This window comes from Sphaerisporangium rufum (assembly GCF_016863395.1).
Taxonomy (GTDB): Bacteria; Actinomycetota; Actinomycetes; order Streptosporangiales; family Streptosporangiaceae; genus Sphaerisporangium; species Sphaerisporangium rufum.
Genome location: NZ_BOOU01000011.1, coordinates 1 through 16,462, shown reverse-complemented (window position 1 = coordinate 16,462; position 16,462 = coordinate 1). Strand labels below are relative to the sequence as shown.

The 16,462-nt window shown below is 72.6% G+C and carries 18 protein-coding genes; 13 read left to right on the top strand and 5 right to left on the bottom strand.

Annotation, left to right across the window (positions count from 1 at the left end; all coding sequences use genetic code 11):
* On the top strand, positions 1-519 hold a 519-nt coding region (locus Sru01_RS03675; RefSeq protein ID WP_203982405.1), incomplete at its 5' end, for an ATP-binding protein.
* 159 nt (positions 520-678) lie between these two features.
* Here Sru01_RS03675 and Sru01_RS03670 read toward each other — a convergent pair.
* Positions 679-1,530: a helix-turn-helix transcriptional regulator gene (locus Sru01_RS03670; RefSeq protein ID WP_203982404.1), complete on the bottom strand. Its 852-nt coding sequence runs from the start codon at positions 1,528-1,530 to the stop codon at positions 679-681.
* Positions 1,531-1,617: 87 nt separating this feature from the next.
* Here Sru01_RS03670 and Sru01_RS03665 point away from each other — a divergent pair, with 87 nt between their 5' ends.
* Positions 1,618-2,409, top strand: a complete 792-nt coding sequence (locus tag Sru01_RS03665; protein ID WP_203982403.1) for an SDR family NAD(P)-dependent oxidoreductase — start codon at positions 1,618-1,620, stop codon at positions 2,407-2,409.
* A gap of 62 nt (positions 2,410-2,471) precedes the next feature.
* Here the strand turns inward: Sru01_RS03665 and Sru01_RS03660 are convergent, their stop codons facing one another.
* Positions 2,472-3,134: a class I SAM-dependent methyltransferase gene (locus Sru01_RS03660; RefSeq protein ID WP_239136864.1), complete on the bottom strand. Its 663-nt coding sequence runs from the start codon at positions 3,132-3,134 to the stop codon at positions 2,472-2,474.
* Between the two features lie 123 nt (positions 3,135-3,257).
* Here Sru01_RS03660 and Sru01_RS35300 point away from each other — a divergent pair, with 123 nt between their 5' ends.
* Complete coding sequence (locus Sru01_RS35300) at positions 3,258-6,812, top strand: WD40 repeat domain-containing serine/threonine protein kinase (RefSeq protein ID WP_239136862.1); 3,555 nt, start codon at positions 3,258-3,260, stop codon at positions 6,810-6,812.
* 94 nt (positions 6,813-6,906) lie between these two features.
* Positions 6,907-7,758, top strand: coding sequence for a hypothetical protein (locus Sru01_RS03650; RefSeq protein WP_203982402.1), 852 nt, complete (start codon positions 6,907-6,909; stop codon positions 7,756-7,758).
* A 443-nt stretch (positions 7,759-8,201) separates the two neighbouring features.
* On the opposite strand, the gene Sru01_RS03645 is transcribed toward Sru01_RS03650, so the two are convergent.
* The gene (locus tag Sru01_RS03645; protein WP_373869479.1) at positions 8,202-8,624 is read right to left on the bottom strand and encodes a DNA polymerase beta superfamily protein; all 423 of its coding nucleotides are present in this window, start codon (positions 8,622-8,624) and stop codon (positions 8,202-8,204) included.
* A gap of 95 nt (positions 8,625-8,719) precedes the next feature.
* Positions 8,720-9,583, bottom strand: coding sequence for a hypothetical protein (locus Sru01_RS03640; protein WP_203982401.1), 864 nt, complete (start codon positions 9,581-9,583; stop codon positions 8,720-8,722).
* A 501-nt stretch (positions 9,584-10,084) separates the two neighbouring features.
* On the opposite strand from Sru01_RS03640, the gene Sru01_RS03635 reads away from it, so the two are divergent.
* The 8 genes from Sru01_RS03635 (at position 10,085) to Sru01_RS03600 (ending at position 14,499) form a co-directional block, all read left to right on the top strand.
* Positions 10,085-10,693, top strand: coding sequence for a hypothetical protein (locus Sru01_RS03635; protein WP_203982400.1), 609 nt, complete (start codon positions 10,085-10,087; stop codon positions 10,691-10,693).
* On the top strand, positions 10,694-11,203 hold the full coding sequence (locus tag Sru01_RS03630) for a thioredoxin domain-containing protein (protein WP_203982399.1): 510 nt from the start codon (positions 10,694-10,696) through the stop codon (positions 11,201-11,203). It abuts the gene before it with no gap.
* Positions 11,200-11,721 carry a hypothetical protein gene (locus Sru01_RS03625; RefSeq protein WP_203982398.1) on the top strand — a complete coding sequence of 174 codons (522 nt, stop codon included), beginning with the start codon at positions 11,200-11,202 and terminating at the stop codon, positions 11,719-11,721. Before Sru01_RS03630 ends, Sru01_RS03625 begins: the two co-directional genes overlap by 4 nt.
* Positions 11,722-11,892 carry a hypothetical protein gene (locus Sru01_RS03620; RefSeq protein WP_203982397.1) on the top strand — a complete coding sequence of 57 codons (171 nt, stop codon included), beginning with the start codon at positions 11,722-11,724 and terminating at the stop codon, positions 11,890-11,892.
* 18 nt (positions 11,893-11,910) lie between these two features.
* On the top strand, positions 11,911-12,453 hold the full coding sequence (locus Sru01_RS03615) for a hypothetical protein (protein ID WP_203982396.1): 543 nt from the start codon (positions 11,911-11,913) through the stop codon (positions 12,451-12,453).
* Positions 12,450-12,830 (top strand): MauE/DoxX family redox-associated membrane protein, encoded by a 381-nt coding sequence (locus Sru01_RS03610; protein ID WP_203982395.1) that lies wholly within the window; start codon positions 12,450-12,452, stop codon positions 12,828-12,830. The genes Sru01_RS03615 and Sru01_RS03610 overlap by 4 nt, the downstream gene beginning before the upstream one ends.
* A 77-nt stretch (positions 12,831-12,907) precedes the next feature.
* Complete coding sequence (locus Sru01_RS03605) at positions 12,908-13,429, top strand: SigE family RNA polymerase sigma factor (RefSeq protein WP_203982394.1); 522 nt, start codon at positions 12,908-12,910, stop codon at positions 13,427-13,429.
* Positions 13,426-14,499 carry a hypothetical protein gene (locus Sru01_RS03600; protein WP_203982393.1) on the top strand — a complete coding sequence of 358 codons (1,074 nt, stop codon included), beginning with the start codon at positions 13,426-13,428 and terminating at the stop codon, positions 14,497-14,499. The genes Sru01_RS03605 and Sru01_RS03600 overlap by 4 nt, the downstream gene beginning before the upstream one ends.
* A gap of 25 nt (positions 14,500-14,524) precedes the next feature.
* On the opposite strand, the gene Sru01_RS03595 is transcribed toward Sru01_RS03600, so the two are convergent.
* Positions 14,525-15,334, bottom strand: a complete 810-nt coding sequence (locus tag Sru01_RS03595; RefSeq protein ID WP_203982392.1) for a hypothetical protein — start codon at positions 15,332-15,334, stop codon at positions 14,525-14,527.
* A gap of 460 nt (positions 15,335-15,794) precedes the next feature.
* Here Sru01_RS03595 and Sru01_RS03590 point away from each other — a divergent pair.
* The coding region (locus tag Sru01_RS03590) for a CHAP domain-containing protein (protein WP_203982391.1) at positions 15,795-16,462 on the top strand (668 nt) is incomplete at its 3' end.

Below are 16,462 nucleotides of genomic sequence, written 5' to 3'. Positions count from 1 at the left end.
GAGCCGGGCGGTGATGTGGTGCTGCTGGTCGCGAGCCTGCGGCCCGGGTCGGCCGCGCGGCGGGCCCGCGGGCTGCTCCGCCAGCCCCTGCGGGCCGCCGGGGTGCCGGACGACGCGGTGCACGACTGCGAGATCACCGTCTCGGAGCTGGCCGCGAACGCCGAGCGGCACGCGCCGCCGCCGTACGAGCTGCGCGTCTTCCTGGTGGCCGGCGTGCCGGCCTGGTGCGAGGTCGTCGACGCCGACCCGGAGCCGGGGAAGATCGGTGACGCCTTCGACCGGCTCTCGGTCACCACCGAGCCGGGCGCCGGCCTGCTCGCCGAGAACGGCCGGGGTCTGCTGCTCGCCCACCGGCTGTCGGCCGGTCACTGCGCGGCGTACCGGACATCACTCGTCACCGTGGACGTCCCCGGCAAGGCCGTCGCCTTCACCCTGCCCTCCCCCGCCGGCCACCGCCCGGCCATCGCCGCCCTGCCGCCCACCCGCCCGGACCAGGCCCGGCTCCGCCGCTGGACGTAGTGCCGCGCCACGTCCGGTGGAACGCGACGGCCAGGCCGGCCGCCTGCGGAAAGCGACCCGGCTTCACTTCATGACTCCGAGGGGGTCATGCACCTCCGATCGTGGCCGGACGGCGCTTACCGGCACCCCTGCATCACCCATCAGGGACGGGCGGCGGGCTCAGGTGGGGACGTCCATGCGCTGGGTGCCGATGACCGACAGCAGGCGCAGCGCCTGCTCGGACGGCGAGCCCGGCTCGGCGGTGTAGATGACCACCTGCTGGTCCCGGTCGGTGATGTCCAGCACGTCGCAGTTGACGGTGACCGGGCCGACCAGCGGATGCTGGAAGGTCTTGCGCATGACGGACCCGACGGCCACCTCGTGGGAGTCCCACAGCCGGGCGAACTCCGCGCTTCCCTCCCGGAGCTCGCGTACCAGCCCGGCCACCTCCGGGTCGCCGGGGTAACGGGCGGCCGCGGCGCGCAGCCGGGCGGCCGAGTGGCGGGCGAAGTGCTCCACGTCCGAGACCCCGTACAACCGGCGGCCCCCGAAGGGCGGTCCGAGGAAGGCGCGGCGGACCAGGTTGCGGTCGCGCCGCGGCAGGGCGGAGAAGTCCTCCATCAGGGCGGCCGCCAGGTCGTTCCAGGCGATGACCTCGATCGTCGCGGAGGTCACGATCGCGGCGGCCTGCGTCAGCCGCCGCAGCAGGTCCAGGATGCTCTGCCGCACCTCGCGCGACGGCCCCGGCGGGGTGCCGGGCGGCACGCCGGCCAGGTGGTGGAGGTGGGCGCGTTCGGCGTCGGTGAGCCGGAGCGCCCGGGCCAGCCCGGCCAGCACCACCGGCGACGGGCGCGGGCCGCGGGCCTGCTCCAGCCGGGTGTAGTACTCGGTCGAGATGAACGCCAGTTGCGCCGCCTCCTCGCGGCGCAACCCGGGCGTGCGGCGGCGCGGCCCGGCGGGCAGCCCCACGTCGGCGGGGGTGACGCGCTCGCGCCGGCTGCGCAGGAAGGCCGCCAGCTCTCGTCGGTCCATGCCCCCAGCCTGCCGCACCCGGCGTGACCCAGGCATGTACCGCTGGTACCTGGATGGGCCCCGGCGGATCGGGCCAGGCTCGCCGTCATGGACCAGACGATTCCCACCACCGATCCGTCCGGCGGCCTGCTGGCCGGCAAGGTCGCCTTCATCACCGGTGCCGGGCGTGGCATCGGCGCCGCCGCGGCGCGGCTGTTCGCCCGGGAGGGCGCCCGGGTGCTGCTGGCGGCCCGGACCGAGGAGCAGCTGAAGGCGGTGGCCGAGGAGGTACGCGCGGGGGGCGGCACCGCCGAGTACGTGATCTGCGATCTCGCGGACCCGGCCGGGGTGCGCGCCGCCGTCGATCGCGTGCTGGACCGGTACGGGCGGCTCGACATCGCGTTCAACAACGGCGCGGCCGTCACGCCGCCCGGGCCGATGGACCAGGTGGCGGAGGCGGACTTCGACCACCTCTACGCCGTGAACCTCAAGGGCCAGTGGCTGGCCATGGCCGCCGAGGTCGCCGCCATCCGGGCCACCGCCGGCACCGGGGCCATCGTCAACAACTCCAGCGTCGGCAGCCTGCGGGCCAACCCCGAACTGCCCGCCTACGCGGCGATGAAGCGGGCGCTCAACAGCCTCACCGAGTCGGCCGCCCTCACCTACGGCCCGGAGGGCATCCGGGTCAACGCGATCGCCCCGGGCTTCACGCTGACCGAGATGATCCGCACCTGGGAGCGGCACTCCCCTGGCCTGCTCGAACGGCTCCCCGCGCGCAACGCGCTGCGCCGCGGGGCCGATCCCGGGGAGATCGCGGAGGCCGCCGCGTGGCTGCTCAGCGACCGCGCCTCCTACGTGACCGGCGCCGTCCTGCGGGTGGACGGCGGCGTGGCCATCTGACCTCCGGCCCCGCGCCGCCGGGCTCCGGAGGGTGGCGCGCGCCGGCTGCGAGGGTTCCGCCGCTAGATCCGCTTCACCGTCGCGAGCCAGGCGGGGGCGCCGTCCGCGCCGTGGAACCTGGTCTGGACCCGCTCCGGCCGGACGTCGGCCACCTCCCAGCCGCCGGCGGCGAAGACGGCCCGCAGTTCTTCCTCGCCGACCGGGTGCGGGCCGGTGTCCGACCCTTGATCACTGAAGCACAGCACGTACAGGGTGCCGCCCGGCTCGGTGACCGCCGCCAGACTCGCGACGTACTCGGCGCGCTCGTCGCCGTCGAAGGTGTGCAGCAGCCCGCAGTCCAGCACGGTGGTGAACGTGCGGCCGAGGTCGGCCAGGCGCAGCGCGTCGGCCACCGCGAACTCGGCGGCCAGGCCACGTTCGGCGGCCTTCTCCTGGGCCACCGCGATGGCCGTGGCGGCCACGTCCACGCCCAGCACCGGCAGCCCCAGTTCGGCGGCGACGTGCAGCGCGTTCTCCCCGGTGCCGCAGCCGGCGTCGAGCACCGTCCCGGTGATACGGCCCTCGGCGGCCAGCCGCACCATGGCCGGCTGCGGGCGGCCGGTGTCCCACGGCGCCGGCCCGTCCTGGTAGGACGCGTCCCACGGCTCTCCGGTCATCCGTTCGTGGCTGGTCGGCGGCCGGCCGTCGAACGGGTCGGCGGTACGAGCCTCTGATGGCTTGGACAACGTCGTCCCCTTTCGCGGAGATATTGCCCGGACATCCTGGCACGCGGGTCCGCGAAATGACCATGACCGCGCCGCCCCGGACGCGGGGTGAACCATCACCGGCGATCCGGTATCCAAAGAATCATGGCACTAGACATCCTGCGCCCCGGGGATCCGGCGCGGCTCGGCCGGTACCGACTGGCGAGCCGGCTCGGCTCGGGCGGGCAGGGCGTGGTCTACGAAGGTTACGACGAGGCGGCGAACCGGGTGGCGGTGAAGGTCCTGCACGCCTACCTGCCGGGGGACTCGCCGCTGCGCCGCCGGTTCGCCCGGGAGGTCACCGCCGCCCGGCAGGTGGCGTCGTTCTGCACCGCCCGCGTGCTGGACCATGACCTGGACGGCGAGCGCCCGTACATCGTCTCGGAGTTCGTCCCCGGCCCGAGCCTGCGCGCGGCGGTCGAGCGGGCGCCGTTCTCCGGGGACGCGCTGCACCGGCTGGCGGTCGGCGTCGCCACCGCGCTGGCCGCCATCCACCAGGCCGGCGTGGTGCACCGCGACCTCAAGCCGGAGAACGTGCTGCTGGGACCGGACGGCCCGCGGGTGATCGACTTCGGTATCGCCCGAGCGCCGGGCCTGTCGCTGACCTCCACCGGAGAGCTGGCCGGCACCCCGATGTACATGGCGCCGGAGCTGTTCCACGGCGGCCGCGCCGAGCCGGCGGCCGACGTGTTCGCCTGGGGCGCGGTGCTGCTGTTCGCCGCGACCGGACGCGACGCCTTCGCCGCGCCGGCCACCTTCGCCGTCGTCAACCGGCTGATCAACGACGAGCCGGACACCGGCGTGCTGCCCGAACGGCTCGGCGGCCTGGCGCGCGCCGCGCTGTCGAAGGACCCGGCGGCGCGCCCGTCCGCGCACCGCCTGCTGCGCGGGCTGCTGGACGGCGGCGGGCACGCCATCCTGGTCAAGGGCGCCCAGGCCGCCGCGGGCGTACGGCCCTCCGGGTCGCCGGACGCCGAGCCGGCGCTGGGCGCGGTGGCCGAGCAGGTCTACGGCACGCTCTCGCCGGCCGAACGGGAGATGGCGCGCGATCTGCTGCTCCGGCTGGTCGACGTCGCCGGCGGCGACGAGATGCCCCGGGCGGCCGCGGCGGACGAGCTGACCGAGGTGGGGGACCTCGCCGGTGACGTGCTGGCCACGCTCGAACGGTCCATGCTGCTCCGCCGCCAGGACGGCACGGTGACCATCGGCAGCGCCGCCCTGCTGTACGCGTGGCCGCGGCTGCACGAGTGGGTGACCGGCGACCGCGAGGCGCTGCGCCGCCACCGTGAGCTCGGCGCGGCCGCCCGGCGCTGGGCCCGGGACGGCCGGCGCCCGGAGGACCTGCTGCGCGGTGGCGCGCTGAGCCGGGCGCTGGACTGGGCAGCCGCCACCCGGCTGACTTTGAACGCCACCGAGCGGGCGTTCGTCGAGGCGAGCCGGATCGCGGCGGCGCGGCAGCATCGGCGGCGGCGCCTGGTCTCCACCGGGGTGTCGGCGCTGCTGGTCGCCGCGCTGACCGCGGGCATCCTGGCCTGGCAGCAGTCGGCCCGCGGCGACGAGGCCGACCGGCGGCTGGCCGACGAGCGGGCGCGGGCCGCCGCCCGGCGGGTGGCCCTGCAGGCGGACGCGCTGCCCGGCACCGACCCGGTGAAGGCGATGCTGCTCAGCGTGGCGGCCTACCGGATCGCGCCGGTCCCCGAGGCGGGCTCGGCGGTGCTGAGCTCGCTGGCCCAGCCGGAGCGCTCGGTCTTCACCGACCCGGTGCCCGGCAACGAGGCGCGGACGCTGAGCCCGGACGGGCGGACGCTGGTCAGTGCCGGCGCCGGCCGGGTGACCGCCTACGACGCGGTCACCGGACGCCGGCTGAGGTCGTTCACCGGGGTCGGCGTCCCGGTCGCCGCCGCGCTCGGCCCCGACGGTGACACGCTGGCGCTGGCCGAGGGCCCCGCGATCGAGCTGTGGAGCCTGCGGACCGGGCGGCGGCTGGGCGGCGGACGATGGCTGCCCGGCCGCGACGGTGCGGGCGTGCGCGCCGGCGGCGTCGAGTTCAGCCCGGGCGGCGGATATCTGATCGTCAAGGCCAACATCGGCGGTCCGTACGCCGGGCTGTGGAACGTGGCGCGGCGGGCGCTGGAGCGGCCGGAGGAGTACCTGACCGGTGCGGTGCTCGGCCCGGGGGACCGCTTCGGCCTGATCGGCTCGGCGCTGCGGTCGTTGCCAGGTCCGGGGGCACCGCCCGGCAAGCGGCTGCCGCGCCGGCTGCCCGGCCCGGTCCTCGCCTTCAGCCCGGACGGCACGCTGGCCGCCGTGCAGGGCGAGTGGGACCGGACGACGCTGTGGCACCTGTCCACCGGCAAGCCGGACCGGCGGGGCCTGCCCGGCGCGGCCTATGACGCCGTCTTCAGTGCCGACGGCCGCTTCCTGGTCACCGTCACCGGCTCGGCCGGCGACGAACTCGCCGTGTGGAGCCTGCCGGACGCCGCGCCACTGATCCGGCTCGCCGCGGCCGGGCGGATCGTCGGCCCGCCGCGGCTCGGCCCGGGGAACCGGACGCTGAGCGTGCTGGACGACGCCGGCAAGGTGACCACCTACGACATCGCCCGGCACACCGTGCCCCGCCGGAAGCTGCCGCCCGAAGCCCGATCCCCGGAGTTCACCGCGTCCGGGGACATGCTGTTCGCGAGAACCGGCGACACCGTGAGCGGCTGGTCGGTGCCCGCTTTCGCCGAAGCCCGCCGGCTGGACGTGGGCAGCGGCGGCCGGCCGGACCCGCGCGCCGGGCGGCTGACCGCGACCTCCCCGGACGGGCGGACGGTGGCCACCGTCGCCGCCGACGACTTCACCGGTGCCGTGCTCTGGGACGCGGCGTCCGGCCGCCGGCTGGGCGAGGTGCCGCTGCCGGCGGAGTACGGCCGCGAAGACCTGCGGTTCAGCCGAGACGGCGGGTTGCTGGCGGTCAGCGCCGCGGCCCCGAACGACAACCACGGCATGGGCCTGGTCACCGTCGTGGACGTGGCGCGACGCCGGCAGGTGGCCGTGTTCCGCCGGGTGGCGGCGGGTCCGCTGTCGTTCAGCGCCGACGGCCGCTTCCTGGTCACCGCGGACCCGGCGGGCATCGACGTCATCGACCTGGCCGCCCGGAAGGTCGTCCCGCGTGCGCAGGGGCCCGGGACGCTCGCCAGGCGGTGGCTGACGTTCGCGCCGAAGGGCCCGCTGGCCGCGTCCCCGTACGGCGCGCGGGCGGTCGTACTGTGGGACACCCGCACCTGGCGGCCGGCCGGCCGGGTGCTCGGCGTGCCGGGCGAGGTGACCGGAGCCGTGTTCTCCCCGGACGGGCGGCTGCTGGCCGTCGGCCACGACACCCGGGTGACGGTGTTCGACACCACGACCGGCCGCGCGCTCGGCCCGGCTTGGCCGGTGACGAGCGGCGCGTCCGACCCCTTCGAGAACGACGCCCCCATGCCCGCGGTCGCCTTCACCTCCGGCGGCGCGGTGCTCCGGGTGATGGGCCGGGACGGGATCTACCGCGAGGTGCCCACCGGCCCGGCGCACGTGCTCCCGGAGGTCTGCCACCGCGCCGGCCGCCCGCTCACCCCGGAGGAATGGCGCGAGCATATAGGCACCGACCTGCCCTACCGCGACCCCTGCGGCACCCGGTGACCCCCGACTGCTACGAAAGGGGCGAATGCCTTACGCCGGGTCATTACCATCTCCGGAGTCGGCACCGGCCGGCGGGGCGAGGATGGGATGAGCGGTGAGCGAGTACCAGTACTACGAGTTCGTGGCGATCGACCGGCCGCTGAGCACGGCGGAACGGCAGGAGGTCCGCGCGCTGTCCACCCGGGCGGACATCACCGCGACGACGTTCACCAACACCTACGAGTGGGGTGACTTCTCCGGCGACCCCGCCGAGATGATGGAGCGGTACTACGACGCGCACCTGCACGTGACCAACTGGGGCACCAACCGGCTGATGCTGCGTCTCCCCGCCCGGGTGCTCGACGAGGCCGCGGTGCGGCCGTACCTGGTCGCCGACCGGGTCGAGGCGTGGACCGCCAAGGAGCACCTCATCCTGGATCTGTGCGACGAGGACGAGAACATCGAGGAGGACCCCGAGCCCGAAGGGTGGCTCGCCTCGCTTATCGGCGTGCGCGCCGAGCTCGCCGCCGGCGACCGGCGCCCGCTGTACCTGGCCTGGCTCGCCGCGATCGGCTCTTGGGAGCGGGACGAGGACGCGTTCGACGACGACTTCGAGGGAGAGCTCGAACCGCCGGTCCCGGCCGGGCTCGACTCGCTCACCGCCGCCCAGCGGGCCCTGGCCGACCTCCTACGGCTGGACGACGACCTGCTCGCCGTCGCCGCCGCGAACAGCCCGGCCCGCGCCACTCCGCCGACCGACCCGCGGCGGCTGGCCGACCGGGTGGCGGACCTGCCGGAGGCCGACCGCAACGCCCTGCTGGTCCGCGTCGCCCAGGGTGAGGGCCTGGCGGTCCAGGCGGAACTGACCAGCCGCTTCACCCCCGAACCCGGCTCCGGCGACGCCCCTCGTCGCAGCGTCGGCGAACTCCTGGACACCGCCGCCAAAGCCCGCCAGCGCCGCGGCTGAGAAAGGCCCAACAAGCACCACCGGCCACCTGGCCACGGACCCGGCGCGGCCCACATCACGTAGAGTTACGTTATCTTCACTCCGGGCCGCCGGTCATCCGCCAGCTGGCACCTGCGGCAGATCCCACCGACATTCTTCCGTCAGATCAGCCAGAAGGCGCTCGTAGCGTGCCAGTTTCCAGAGAAACTCTCCGACGGTGATGGCATCTTCCGACGCCCTCTTCTCTGGGCTCCACAACGCGGGAAAGAGTGAGGCCCCGTCCACTGGGCGGGGCCTTCAACCACCGACACGATTTCGATGGCGCTGTTGACACAAGTAAACAGTCCGGCTCCGTAGCTGTCAACTCACGCTGCGCGACAGAGAGGCCACAACGGCCGCCATGCCCTTGGTCGGGTGGCGATCGAGCATCGGCGAGGCGGGCGGTAGGCGGACCCCGGCGGCTTTCACGATGTCCACGCGGCCTGGTAGGCGGTGACGAGCCACTGGTCGACGCGGCGCATGTCCGGCTCGTCGGGCAGGTCGCAAGCCGGGATGAGCTGCTCGATGCGTGCCTCCAGGTCGGCGGCGGCGGCCAGGGCCTCGTCCTTGGTGTGCCTGCCCTGGCGCAGGTCCACGATCCACGACCGCCACGGCTCCGGGATGGGAAGGGTGATCCGGCCGGTCTCCAGCAGTTCGACGCCCTGCACGCCGAGGCGGACCATGTGCCCGGCGAACTTCACGTCGAAGCCGTACAGCGCGATCAGCTCGGGCCGGTTGGTGCCCTTGCCGTTCCCGGGCCGCACCATGCGGTCGCGCTGCGCGCGGAGGTAGCCCAGAAACCGGTGGCCGGCGCGCCGGGACAGCACCAGCCCCGGGTCGGCGCGCAGCCGGTGGCCGAGGTCGGTGATGGTGACGATCTCGCCGTCCGTCTACCACCGGCTCGAGGAGGCGTCGAGGGGGAATATCGGGCCGCCGCCCCGGCTCAGTCTCGGCGCCCCTCCGGAAGCGTGGCGAGGGTGTGGCCGGCGGCGACCGCGTCCTGGACCGAGCGGGCCAGGACGCCTTCGACGGCGTCAGCGCGTATCTTCAATTCGCGCAGTCCCTCGGTGTCGTCGGTACGAGCGAGCAGCTCGCGGTATTTGTCGTTGCTGCCCAGCAGGTCCTGGGCGCGCAGCGCCGCGTCCGCCTCCTGGACCCGGCGGGCGTAGGCCTCCAGCATCGCCACCCGCCGCTCGACCGCCGTCACCGACCGGGCCAGCGCCGCCCGCTGCGGATCCAGCACCGCCCGCAACTCCGGCGTCACCACCCCCTGCGCCGCCTGCCGCTGCTCCGCCCGCAGACCCGTATGCGAGCGCGACAACCGCGCGATCTCCCACAACTGACGCGGCAGGACGACGTCGTTGGCGATCTGGTCCAGCCAGGCCAGCCGGTGGACCCGCGAGTCGTACACCGCGCGGATCGCCCGCTCGGCGCGGGCCAGCGTCGCCCGCGCCTCGGTGTCGAGCTCGGCACGGGTCACGTAACGACCCCGGTAGCGGCGCATGAGCCGCCTCGGGGACCGGCGCCACCAGTACCTAAGCCCGAACGGCACGATCACGGCCAGTGCGACGCCGAGGACCGCCAGATAACCGAGCACGATGCCCTCGCCGAGTTCCTGCACCCGCAGGTAGCCGAAGTACACCCCGCAGGCCAGGCACCAGGCGACGGCGTAGCCGGCGGTTCGCCGGTTACCAGGGACGCCGCGGGCCCGCCCGATCAACCGCGGGTTGCCGACCATCCGACGCCTGTCGGCCTCCGGGATGTCCGGGTCCACGACCGGCCACTCGCCGAGCCACCAGTCGGCCACCGCACACCCTCCCCGGCGTCTCGGCCCTGCCGCCGCGCCCGCATAGGGGCGGCGGCGAACCACGGCAGGAACACCTCACCGAACAATTCAATTGTCAACCATATCGCGGCGCACAAGTGGTGATGACGTCACGAAATGCGACCTCCGATTCCCCCTGGGCTCCGCACAACTCCGGGGAGCGTTTCTGCGGTGATGCAGAGTGACGACTTCTCCGTTAACGGCGATCGCGGAGAGTAGCCGAAACCCGGCCAGGTCCTGGAAAAATGAGCCTTGACGGCGTGTTGTGATCATGCAAGACTGCGCGCAGGTGATCATCCGAATTAGTACATTTTCTGCCATCTGCAAAAGGAACGCCGCATGGCACATCTGTCGCGGGTCCGTACGGTAGACAATTCATTCATCGAACTCGAGGTCGACGACGCCGACAAAGGCGGGCTGCACGTATGGTGTGGCCACGCGCGCTATATCCCGAAATACGGGAGTCGTAATCCGACGGCCGACATGTGGGCGCTCGAACTGGCGCCCACCTCCTCTCTCGGCTCGGGGATCTCCTCGGTAGGCGGGCGGGAAAGGGAACGCTTCTCCCTGGCCGGCGGCGAGCTGGTCATCTACGACTGCGAGAAGCCGGCCGACGCCCGGTGGGCCGCCTGGGTCGGCCCGTGGCACATCGTGCACGGCATGTTCTACGCCCCCCTGTGGGAGTCGGCCGACATCGTCGAGACCTTCACCAGGGTCACCTGGACCGACACTCCCGAGGGCATGATCGCCGACCCGGGCGGGCGCTTCGAGATGTCGACGTCCCTCTACACCCAGACCATCGCGGGTGTCGGCACCCTGCAGGTCGAGTCCCGGCAGAAGAGCACCGACCAGATCCCGAAGTGGCGTGGCCACCGGAGTCGCGCCGGCGAGATCTGGCGGATGGACGGCGCGGACAGCAGCGAGAACGAGCCGCTGCTCATGGTCACCGATTCGGCCGTGGTGACCCTGTCCCCGTGGAACGCGCCCCAGCCGGGGCGGCCGGGCATCGGCGCCCGGGCTGCCGGCCTGGCGCCCACCGAGGCCGCCGCCGACTTCCTCACCAGGGTCAGGCGCCTGGACTGGAGGTCCTGAGTGGCGCCGACCTCGGCCGCGGTGATCGTGCTGTTCGTGCTGGTCGCCCTGCTGTTCGCGGCCGGAGCCGGCCTCTATCGCCGGGTACGCGAGCTCGAACTGGCGACCTATAACGGCGTCGGGGTCCGTCTGGGGGCGGGACAGAACGAGCAGGCACGCTCGGCCATCACGACGCCGAACGGCACGACGCTCCTGGTGAAGATCAACAGGCAGTGCTCGATCTGCGAGGACGTCCTGCTCGCCATCGGCAAGCTGGCTCCCGAACTCCCCCCGGACCACTCCTTCGCGGTGGTGTCCGACGATCCGGCATTCGACAAGAGCCTGCCCGGCGAGGTCCGGGTGATCAAGGATCCGGCGATCTGGCGGTCGGTCAGCGTGCCCTACGCGCCCGCCCTCCTCATCGTCGACCCGGACGGGGTGGTGATGTTCACGACCCCGCTCGGGTCCGGCGACGCGCTGGTGGACGTCGTCCAGAAGGCAGTGGCGGTACGAAAGGAAGCGCAAAGGTGACCATCGCCGGCGAACAACGATCGATCCTGGACCAGATCCCGAGCGCGACACGCATGCCGGAAGGCGCGCCTCCGTCCGAAGTGACCAAGGTCAAGTCACCCTGGAGCCGCAGGCGGGTGCTGGGCGCCGCGTTCGGCACCATGACGGCGGTCGGGCTGGGCGCCCTGGACCTGCTGCCGGGAGCCCGGCCGCGCAGCGCGGCGGCGGCGGTCTACAAGACCATCTGGGGCGACTGCCACGGATATGTGAACGCCTCCACCGTGTGCACGCCCTCCAACGCCTACTACGGCTCCGACAACTGCACGAGCACCTGGCACCGGGACGACGGCTACTCGGGCACCTGTGTCAGCTACAAGTACACCTCCAACCCCACCTCCTGCGGCGGGCGCAACGCCTGGAAATGGACCGGCGGCAACACGACCTCCACCCGGCGTAAGTGCTCCGACGGCCGCTATGTCTCCGTGCAGTGCGGCAGCAGCTCGATCGACCGGTTCTCGATCTGCCGGACCGCGATCTAGGTGAGCGACACCAGGGCCGCCTCCCTCCGCCTGATCGCGCCCGGCCTGGCGCTGATCGTGGCGGGGGAGGCGGCCGTGCTCGCGGCGCGGGCGCTCGGCGGCGGCACGACCGGTTTCACCTGGCTGGTCGCGGCCCTGGTCGCCGGGTTCTCGCTGTCGGGATCGGTTTGAAGCCTCAACAGCGCCTGGGTGCTGTCCTCGTCGGTCCGGCGGGGCTCTGATATTTCCGGTTTCATCCTTGGTCTTTTCGTCGGGGCGATGACGACGGCGTTCGTTTTCGTCCTGCTCGGCTCGCTGCTGCGAGCCCCCTTTCCGCTCCCCGTCCCGCAGATTCTGGTCGCCGTTCCCGCGGTGATCCTGTTGCTCCAGGAATTCGGCGTGCTGAGGTTCCCGATACTGCAGAACGCGCGGCTGGTGCCGCAGTTCGTCACCAACATCCCTTTCTGGGGGCCGGTGCAGTTCGGCATCGAAATGGGTACCGGAATGCGCACCTATTCGCCGACCGCGCTCCCGCACATCATGGCGATATCCATTGTGTTCCTCGCCTCGTGGCAGGAGGCCCTGCTGGCGGGTGCCGGCTTCGCGTTGGGACGCGCGGTGATGCTGCTCTCGTTCACGGCGGCCCGGAGCAAGATGGCGGCCGACACCGCCTTCTACTTCGATCTGCCGAAGATCAAACCGCTGTTCGCCGTGCTGGCGATCCCGCTGGTCGCGCTCCTGGTGATCTCATGATCGTCGTTCGCTACGCGCTGGGGTTCGTCCTGGTCCTGGCCGTCGCCGGAAAGCTCCGCGCCTTCGGGGCGTTCCGCGACGGCCTGGCGAACTTCGGACTGCGGCATCGGATCGCTTCGGTGGCGGCCGGCGCGATCGTCGCCGCCGAGGCACTGGCCGCCGCGGCGCTGTTCTCCCCCGCACCCGACCTGGTCGTGGGAGTGGCGGGAACCCTGCTGGGCGCCGGGTTCACCGGCGCGCAGACCTACCTGCTGGCCGCCGGCAACCCGGCCTCCTGCCAGTGTTTCGGCGTCCGCGAGAAGGTGTCCGGGTGGACCTGGGCCAGGGCGGCCCTGGTGCTGGCCATGGGCCTGGCACTCTTCTCCTCGGCGATATAGGCCCGCACCGGCCTCAACCTTTCCGGCGCCGGTGGAGTCTTCACCGGTGACGCCGTCCACCGAAGGGCTGGAGCCGGGTGACCGACACCGACAGTTTCCGGGAGTTCCGGGAGTTCCGCGAGTTCGTGGCCGCGCGCGGTCTGGCCCTGTCCCGGACGGCCTTCCTGCTCACCGGCGACCACGGCCAGGCCGAGGATCTGCTGCAGGAGACGCTGGTCAAGACGGCGGCCAGGTGGCGCAGGGTCACGGCCGCCGCCGACCCCGAGGCGTACGTGCGCAAGATCATGCTCAACCAGTTGCGCACCTGGCGCCGCCCGCGGCGGCTGACCTTCGTCCCGACCGCCGAGGTGCCCGAACCCCCGGCGCGCAGCGACCAGTCGGCGCAGACCGAACTCAAGATCGTGTTACGGCACGCGCTCGTCGTCCTCTCCCCCAAGCAGCGCATCGTGCTGTATCTCCGGTTCTACGAGGACCTTCCCGAGGCGGAGGTCGCGGCGCGGCTGGGCTGCTCGGTCGGGACGGTAAAACGCCACACCCACGACGCGCTGAAACGCCTGAGAACCGCGGCCCCTCAACTGCTGGAGAAGGTGTTCTCGTGAATCTCCACGACACTTACCGCGAGCTCGAACAGGACGCCCGCGACTACGCGGACGCCGGCCGGGCGCTCGCCGTCCTGCGCCGCCGCCGGGCCGCGCGTACCGGGGCCGGGGCCGTCCTCGCCGCGGTGGCGATCGCCGGCGGATTCGGGCTGCGGCACGGCCTGACGTCCTCGTCCGGCGACACCATCGCGGCGATTCCGACGACCGCCACCGCCACCGCGGAGCCGGCGCCTCCCGCCGCGCTGCCCGCGGCCGGGCCGATCGGGCGGGGCGCGGCCGTCTACGCGGCGTGCCGGACCGGCTGTCCCACCCTGCTGGATCTCGTCGACGGCCGGAAGTACACGCTCGGCACGGGCACCGTCTATCCGCCCGGCAACATCACGCTGTCCCCCGACGGGCGCTGGCTGGGCGTACCGACCGCGGGCGGGTACGAGCTCAGAGATCTGTTGAGCGACGTGACGCACCGCATCCCCGTCCCGCCGATCGGGTCGGCGATGAGCGGCTACAGCCCGTGGGCCTGGTCGGACGACTCGGCGCGCCTGATCCTCGGATACCACGCCGACGGCGACGTCAGCACCTACACCGAGGTCGATCTCACCACCGGCCGGACCGCCGCCATGCGCGTGCCGCCGGGACACGAACCCGTCGGCATCCTCCCGTCCGGGGAGGTGATCCTGCTGGACGAGACGCAGTACGGCGAGCGCCCGCGCACGGAGGTGCGCCTGCGCACCGGGGCGACGGAGACGACCTTCCGCGCGACCGGGACCGGGGTGTTGTCCGACGCCGATCATGGCCTGTGGGTGCAGGTCAGCCGGAGCCGGATCTTCCTGCTGGAGTACACGCGGGACCAGGTCGCGGTGCTGGAGTTCGACCCGGCGGGCCGGCTCACCTCGCGCACGCCACTGCCGGAGGGCCGGTACGCCGTCGGCCCCACGCCGTACGGGTACGCCGTGCTCCAGGTCCCGCTGAACCAGCGAACCGGACGCCAGCAGCTGATGTCCGACGGCCGCGTCATCCACGAGTTCCCCGGCGAGGCGGAGATCGTCATCCCCGGCGGCGCCCGCCACTGAGTGCGGGCGCCGTCCGGTCCGGGGCTCAGAGTCCGTCCGGGAGGGTGGCGAGGGTGTGGCCGGCGGCGACCGCGTCCTGCACCGAGCGGGCCAGGGTGCCCTCGACGGCGTCCGCGCGCAGCGTCAGATCGCGCAACCCCTCCATGTCGTCGGTACGGGCGAGCAACGCGCGGTACTTGTCATTGCCGCCCAGCAGGTCCTGGGCGCGCAGCGCCGCGTCCGCCTCCTGGACCCGGCGGGCGTAGGCCTCCAGCATCGCCACCCGCCGCTCGACCGCCGTCACCGACCGGGCCAGCGCCGCCCGCTGCGGATCCAGCACCGCCCGCAACTCCGGCGTCACCACCCCCTGCGCCGCCTGCCGCTGCTCCGCGCGCAAAATCGAATGTGAGCGCAGCAGCCGGGCGATCTCCCACAACTGACGCGGCAACACCACATCATTGGCCACCGGATCCAGCAACCCCGTCCGATGCACGCGCGAGGCATACACCTCCTGGACGGCCTGGCCGGCGCGGAAGAGCGCCGAGTGGGCTTCGGCATCCAGATCGGCGGGGACCACGTAACGTTCTCCGTAGCGGCGCATGAGCCTTTGCGGTGACCCCTGCCTGCCGTGAACCAGGTGGACGAGTGCGGCCCCGATGAACACGAGGCCGCCGCCCGTCATCATGAAGGCGAGGCCCGGCGGAAGCCACCGCCGTCCCAGCAGGCCGTCCAGCGCCAGGCAACCGGCGACGACGAGGGCGCCGACTCCCCGGCCCTGAGGTACGGCGCCTCGAAAGGCCAGCCGTTCGTTGCCGACGATCCGGCGCCTGTCGTCCTCCGGGATGTCGGGGTCCACCACCGGCCACCTGCCGAGCCACCAGAAATCCACCCGGCCACCGCCCCCAGTCCTGATCACCTGATTGTCGTCCCCGCGCCACCTCGTCAGGCGGCACCTGCGGGCCGGTGGGCTCCCCCGAGCCGTCGATCTGCCCGCCTGGTCATGCTGCGAATTCTAATCAAATGCCCGCATGGCCGACAGAAGAGGCGACGTACCTGGCTTCCCGGCTGGACGTTCTTATGGGGGAGGCACCAGTCCCATTCATTCAGGGCCTGTTCGCGCCACCGCGGCCGCGTGGTCACCGATTACGGCCGGCCGATAATCCATCGTCTCAACAGACTGGCGAAAGGTCCGCTAGTTAGATCGGATTTAAAGCAATTTTGAACCAGCGCGGCGGACACTTCCGGCCATGAAACAACTCGCTCGGTGTATACCGCCGGCATCCCGAATTCTGGCTCCGGCCCTGGCGGTGGCCGCCATGGCGCTGGGCACGGTCGTGGTCTCCTCCACCCCCGCCGCGGCGGTCACCCGTACGGCCATCGTCTCGGTGGCACAGGACCAGCTCGGCAACTCCACGCGCAACCACGAGTCGCCGATGGGCAGCGGCTGCAACTACTACACCGGCTACTTCCGCACCTGGAAGCCGTCCTCGGGCTGCCCGAGCAGCGACGGGGTCCAGTGGCGGGACAGCGACTGGTGCGCCGACTTCGCCAAGTACGTCTGGAAGAACTCCCGCGTCCCCTACGCCGACGTGCCCGAGACCAGCGGAGGCGTCCTCACCGGCTGGGCGTCGTCATTCAAGGACTACGGCGTCAAGTACGGCACCTGGCAGACCCGCGCCAGCGGCTACACCCCCCAGCCCGGCGACGCCGTCGTCTTCGACTGGGACCACGACGGCGACATCGACCACGTCGGCATCGTGAGCTCGGCGAACTCCAGCACGGTCTACACGATCGAGGGGAACAGCGGCGACCGGACCAAGGCCAACTCCTACTCCCGCTCCACCGCCGACATCCACGGCTACAGCGCCCCGGTCGGCGTGACGGAGACCAAGGGGACGGCTTCGGTGTACGGAGTGACCTCGGACGGGCGGCTGACCTACACCGCCATCGACACCGCCACCGGCAAACGCACCCACGGCGCCGT

What these genes read in the sequence shown, in the direction of transcription:
- Sru01_RS03665 (WP_203982403.1), top strand. Translation starts at nt 1,618, where the DNA reads ATGGACCAGACGATTCCCACCACCGATCCGTCCGGCGGCCTGCTGGCC.
- Sru01_RS03610 (WP_203982395.1), top strand. Translation starts at nt 12,450, where the DNA reads ATGATCGTCGTTCGCTACGCGCTGGGGTTCGTCCTGGTCCTGGCCGTC.
- Sru01_RS35300 (WP_239136862.1), top strand. Translation starts at nt 3,258, where the DNA reads ATGGCACTAGACATCCTGCGCCCCGGGGATCCGGCGCGGCTCGGCCGG.
- Sru01_RS03670 (WP_203982404.1), bottom strand. Translation starts at nt 1,530, where the DNA reads ATGGACCGACGAGAGCTGGCGGCCTTCCTGCGCAGCCGGCGCGAGCGC.
- Sru01_RS03635 (WP_203982400.1), top strand. Translation starts at nt 10,085, where the DNA reads ATGTGGGCGCTCGAACTGGCGCCCACCTCCTCTCTCGGCTCGGGGATC.